Origin of the sequence: Streptomyces sp. NPDC058457, assembly GCF_042720695.1 — a bacterium.
In the GTDB taxonomy this organism is placed as follows: Bacteria; Actinomycetota; Actinomycetes; order Streptomycetales; family Streptomycetaceae; genus Streptomyces.
In genome coordinates this window covers 1-4725 of the sequence record NZ_JBHXLU010000179.1, presented here as the reverse complement: position 1 = coordinate 4725, position 4725 = coordinate 1, and the positions used below count along the sequence as shown (strand labels likewise).

The window sequence follows — 4725 nt, the reverse complement described above, 5'->3', positions numbered from 1 at the left end:
GTCACGGCTCGTCAAACCGACCGCTCGCCGGGCCGGCCTCCGGCCCGGCCCGATGACATCGCTTCCTGGCCGAACGGGGCCGACACGCGGGAACCGCGTGCGCTTCTCTCGCCCTCAGGCGCTTCTGGTTGCGTCGGCGAGGCCACCGCATCCCACGCCTCGAAGCACCCGGGCAGCGATCGCGGTACCGGGCGAGCGGGATGCAGGAGTGAGGGACAGTGAGATCGGTCAGAACCGTGGCGTGCGAGCTGCCCGCGCAGCTTGTCCTGTCCCACGACGTGTCGGTGCCGATGCGTGCGGCTCTGCGGTACGAGACGGATGACCCCTATGCCGTCCGCGCCGTCTTCCACCCCCCGGGCCAGGAGCGGACGGTCGAGTGGTTCTTCAGCCGCGACATGCTGGCTCAGGCCCTGAGCGAGCGCACCGGACTGGGAGACGTGCAGATGTGGCCGGCCGTCGACGCGGGACGAGAAGTGGTGTTCATCGCCCTCCGTACGCCCACGGGGTCGGCGCGGCTCGGGTTCCCCGCGCAGGGGGTGCGATCCTTCCTGAGCGAGACTCGGTCCGCGGTGCCGGCGGGGGCCGAATCCGGCCGGCTCGACCTCGACGCCGAGCTGGCACAGCTGCTGGCGGGAAGCTGAACGCCTCGGCTGGACGGCGACATCCATGCGGATCCGAGCGGAGCCCGGTGCCGACTGCGGCACCGGGCTCGCTGTGTGTCCTGCCGCCCGGCGACCTCACCGGCCGCGGCTCATGCCTCCTCGTGGCACTCGTGGCATTCCTCTTCGGGGCACTCGAGAGTGGTGAGGGTCTGGTCGACCTGCCGGGGGGTCAGCGGCGGCTCCGGCAGCTCGTGGGCACACTGGGCACGGAAGGCGTCGAGCAGCAGGTGAAGGTGGCGGCGCCAGGCGTTGGGGGCGACGGCACGCGTGGCCTGGATGATCCCGGCCTGGGACCAGATGACGAAAGCGAGGTCCTCCGGGGTGACATCGTCACGAAGGACGCCCTGCGCCTGGGCGTTGCGGAAGATCTGGGCGGCCCGTTCCTCCGCACGCTCGAACATTCCCCTGCCGAGCGCGTGGAGCGGCAGCCGGGCCGAGACCAGGTCGTTGAAGGCACGGTCACAGGCCTGCAGTGCGCAGAGCTTTTCCAGGTAGTGGCAGAACCCTTCCCAGGCGTCGTCCATGGCCGCGGCCTCTTCAGCCGCGGCCAGCAGTTCCGTGAACTTCGCGGTGAAGAGCTCTTCGACCAGGTCGAGTCTGCGGGGGAAGTGCCGGTAGACCGTCCCGATCGCGACACCCGCCTCACGGGCGACACCCTCAAGGGACGCGTCCAGCCCCTGCTCGGCGAAGGCCTTGCGGGCGGCGGCCACGATCGCGTCCCTGTTGCGCTGCGCGTCGCGGCGCAACGGCTTGGCCGACGCCTGGGGCGCGGGCAGGACGTGCTGCTGGCTCATGCATCCAAGCTAACATGAGGGACCCCTCGAATTCAGGATATGACCCAGCTCACGGCACGGATGCGGCTTGAGCAGGCCGGGATACGGTCCCGAGCCGTGGGGCGGTCCGTTGTCGCCGAGCCCTCGTCAGCCCCGCAGGCGGCGTCGGCTCGTACCGTGCGCATGGCCCCGGTGAGACCGCCCGGGGATCGGGCGGCGTGATCGGGAGGCTAGCCGGACCGGGTGTCGGGCATGCCGGCCGAGCTGCGATCCGGCACGCTCATCAACGCCCGCAGACCGTCCCGCAGGACCTCGACCGGCACCGGCCCGAACATGGCCTGCTGCGCGAGGAAACCCATCACACAGGCCGTCATCGTGCGGGCGACGTGCTCCGGGTCCACGTCCTGCCGCATCATCCCGGCTTCCTGGTACGCCTCGGCGATCCGCGTCCAGGCCCTGCGCACGTCGGCGTATCCCTCGCTCAGTACGGTCGCGAGCTCGTCGTTGCGGAGTGTCTCCGTCCACACCTGGACGACCAGCCGCGCGAACGCGGGCCGCCCGTCCACGGTCAGGGACTCCTTGGTGGCGAGGACACGGCCGAGGACGGACGGCACCAGGATGTCCGGAGGCGGGGGCGGGGTACCCCGCGCAGCCTCGTCGAAGCAGTCGTGGACTTGGCCGAGCACCTCGCCGACGATCGCCGCGATGAGCTCCTCCTTCCCGCTGAAGTAGCGGTACACGGCCCCGGCCGACAGGTCGGTCTCCTTCAGCACGTCCTGCATCGACGTGGCATGAAAGCCATTGCGGGCGAAGCACCGCGCGGCACCGTCGAGGATCTGCCGGCGACGGGCGTCGAAGTGTTCCTGGGTTACGCGAGGCATGTCACCAATTTAAAACGAACGTTCCTTCTTGACAAGCGGCCGCCGACGGCAGGACGGTAGGCCGCGGACATAAAACGAACGCTCATTCTCTCAGCACTGCCTGGAGATCCCGGAGAGGAACCACATGCCCACCGCATCCGCCACCCCCGCGAGGGAGCGCAACCGGCGCCTTGTCACAGCGGTCGTACTCGTACCCGCTCTCGCCGTGCTCGCTCTGTGGGCCTTCGCCTGGCCCGCGGCCCGCATCGCCCCTCGCGACCTGCCCCTCGGCGTGGCCGGCCCTGCCGCCGCGACGGCCCAGGTGGAGCAGCGACTGGAACACGAGAAGGGCGCGTTCGAAATCCACCACTACGCCGACGAGACCGCCGCCCGGAGCGCGATCGAGGACCGGACCGTGTACGGCGCGGTCGTGGTCACCGCCCGAGGCCCGAAGCTGCTGACCGCGTCGGCCGCGAGCCCGGTCGTCGCACAGCTGCTGCAGCAGGCGGTCGCGCAGCAGACCGCCGCGAACGGCACGCAGGTCAGGACGGTCGACGTGGTCGCGGCCCCGGCGAACGACCCCCGCGGGGCGGCCCTGAGCTCCAGCGTGCTGCCGCTCGCCCTGGCGGGGATCGTGGCCGGTGCGGCGGTCACCGCGCTCGGGCTGCGCGGCCGCCGCGCCGTGATCGCGCTGGTGGCCGGCGCCGGCCTGGTCGGCGGGGCCGCGGCGGGCCTCGCGCACAGCTGGCTGGGGGTGCTCACCGGTGACTGGTGGGCGGAGGCCGGTGTCCTGGGCCTCGCGACGCTGGCCGTGGGCGCTGCGGTCGCCGGGCTGGCCGCGCTTCTCGGCTCTGCCGGCCTGGGGCTCGGGGCGGGTCTGGTGATGCTCCTCGGCAACCCGTTCTCCGGCGCCTCCTCGGCCCCGCAGATGCTGCCCGACCCGGTCGGAGCCATCGGTCAGTGGCTGCCGCCGGGAGCGAGCGCCACCCTGCTGCGCTCGGTGTCGTACTTCGACGGTGCCGCGGCGACCGGCCCTGCCCTGACACTCACCTGGTGGGCCGCGCTGGGCCTGGGAGCCGTCCTCGTCGGCGGCGCCCTGAAGGCACGCGCAGAGGTCACCGAACCGGTCGCCGAACGGGGTCTCGCCCAGGTCGGCTGACCGTGGACCGGCCGCACCCCGCAGGCGGCCACCAGTTCGGGGCACCGCAATCTCCAGGATCCGGGCCATTCCCGGGCCGGTGATCCCGGCAAAACGGCGGAGCTCGGCCGGCACCGGGCCGAACTCCGCCGGGTCGCGTATCCAGGCCGCCAGGGCTGTGGTGTCGGTCCGGCCATGACCAGGGATGCAGCGGTAACCGGCCGCGGGCTGCCCGGCGCCGAACGGTCCGCTGTGCCCGCACCACAGTGACCGTACGACCGGTGCCGGCGGCGTCGGTGGCGAGGTGTCCCGCGACGCCGGGCGCACCCCGAGGGCGGGCTTCCTGGCCGACCTGTCCGCGGGCGGAGCTGCTACCCCCGCTCGGCGCGGGTCCTGCGTTCCCGGACCTGCGCGTAGGCCATGAGGCCGAGCAGGACGGCCAGCAGGACGGCCGAGGAACCGGCCGTGCCGAGGTTCAGACCGCCCTTGGCGACCGGTTTGGTCAGGAAGTCGCCCGCGGTGGCGCCGAGCGGGCGGGTGAGGACGAACGCGATCCAGAACAGCAGGACGTTCGGCACCACGGGCACTTTCATCAGGGCGACCAGGACGGCGAGCAGCCCGGTCACCAGCAGCGCGCCGCCGGCGTAGCCGAGGCCGGAGCTGTCGGAGAGGAAGTCGCCCATGGAGGTGCCGAGCGTGTTGGAGACGAGGATCGCCGACCAGAACAGGGCCTCACCGCGGAAGGTGACGATGTCACGGATCTGGAAGGTCATCCCGCTCAGCCGCCAGACCGCGAAGATGACCATCAGGATCGAGAGCAGGATCGCCGCGCCCGCCGGGTAGCCGATGCCCAGGCCCTGCGGTCCCCAGCCGAGTGAAGTGGCCCCGTTCGAGAGGTACTTGGCGCTGGCGTCGCGGTTCATGAAGTCGGACGTCGTGGTGCCGGCCATGCTGGTCGACAGAATCACCGTCCAGTAGAAGAACGGGTTGTAGCGGCTGGAGCGGAGCTGGACGACGAGCGTCACCACGAAGATCAGGAACAGCACGATCGTGGTGAGGAAGTAACCGAGCTTCAGGGTCTGGGAGAAGAGGTCTCCGGCGGTCTCGCCCAGCGTCGTCGCGGCGATCTTCATGATCCAGAAGGCCAGGGTGACTTCGGGCAGTTTCTTCATCACCGATTTCGTCGTGCTCGCGACGTCGGGGTCGGTGAAGACTTTCGGCTGCTGCAAGGTGGGGGGCTCCTTGTGTGGTCGTACGGCAGGGCGCTCGCCCCGTACATGGGGGCGAGCGCC

The 4725-nt window shown here is 71.1% G+C and carries 5 protein-coding genes; 2 read left to right on the top strand and 3 right to left on the bottom strand.

Annotation, left to right across the window (positions count from 1 at the left end; translation table 11 throughout):
• Positions 1 to 218: 218 nt before the first annotated feature.
• Entirely contained in the window at positions 219 to 641 is a 423-nt protein-coding gene (locus tag ACFWPS_RS53780; protein ID WP_383721854.1) for an SsgA family sporulation/cell division regulator, read from the top strand.
• 110 nt (positions 642 to 751) lie between these two features.
• Here the strand turns inward: ACFWPS_RS53780 and ACFWPS_RS53775 are convergent, their stop codons facing one another.
• Complete coding sequence (locus tag ACFWPS_RS53775) at positions 752 to 1456, bottom strand: TetR/AcrR family transcriptional regulator (RefSeq protein ID WP_383721852.1); 705 nt, start codon at positions 1454 to 1456, stop codon at positions 752 to 754.
• Between the two features lie 209 nt (positions 1457 to 1665).
• On the bottom strand, positions 1666 to 2316 hold the full coding sequence (locus ACFWPS_RS53770; RefSeq protein WP_383721851.1) for a TetR/AcrR family transcriptional regulator: 651 nt from the start codon (positions 2314 to 2316) through the stop codon (positions 1666 to 1668).
• Between the two features lie 124 nt (positions 2317 to 2440).
• On the opposite strand from ACFWPS_RS53770, the gene ACFWPS_RS53765 reads away from it, so the two are divergent.
• On the top strand, positions 2441 to 3454 hold the full coding sequence (locus tag ACFWPS_RS53765) for an ABC transporter permease (protein ID WP_383721849.1): 1014 nt from the start codon (positions 2441 to 2443) through the stop codon (positions 3452 to 3454).
• 350 nt (positions 3455 to 3804) lie between these two features.
• On the opposite strand, the gene ACFWPS_RS53760 is transcribed toward ACFWPS_RS53765, so the two are convergent.
• Positions 3805 to 4662, bottom strand: coding sequence for a hypothetical protein (locus tag ACFWPS_RS53760; protein WP_383721847.1), 858 nt, complete (start codon positions 4660 to 4662; stop codon positions 3805 to 3807).
• Between the last annotated feature and the right edge of the window lie 63 nt (positions 4663 to 4725).